The organism is Fulvivirga aurantia (assembly GCF_009711475.1).
GTDB classification, from domain to species: Bacteria; Bacteroidota; Bacteroidia; order Cytophagales; family Cyclobacteriaceae; genus Fulvivirga; species Fulvivirga aurantia.
This window is the reverse complement of sequence record NZ_SMMD01000047.1, coordinates 1-305: the sequence shown is the minus strand read 5'-3', so window position 1 is coordinate 305 and position 305 is coordinate 1. Positions and strand designations below refer to the sequence as shown.

The window sequence follows — 305 nt, the reverse complement described above, 5'->3', positions numbered from 1 at the left end:
AGCTTAACTGGCACCCAAGTAACTTTGGAAGATGGAGGTAGCATAGACCTAAACACAATTAAAATATCTGATTTAGCCGTACCTAATCAAAATGTAAACTGGAATAACTTTAGTATTACAAATCTCAATTCACCCGTAGGCCCGTCAGATGCAGCAACTAAGCAATATGTCGATACCCAAGTTAGTGGTATTCCTATTATTGTATCTACAGGACCTTCAATATCTGGCGATGGATCCTCTCCCGACCCGCTTATCGTTGCAGATAATGGTATAACTACAATCAAGATTTCTGATGGGGCTGTTAC

At 40.0% G+C, this 305-nt stretch carries 1 protein-coding gene; it reads left to right on the top strand.

The window, feature by feature from the left end; genetic code table 11:
• On the top strand, positions 1-305 hold a 305-nt coding region (locus E1176_RS19980; protein ID WP_222933026.1), incomplete at both ends, for a hypothetical protein.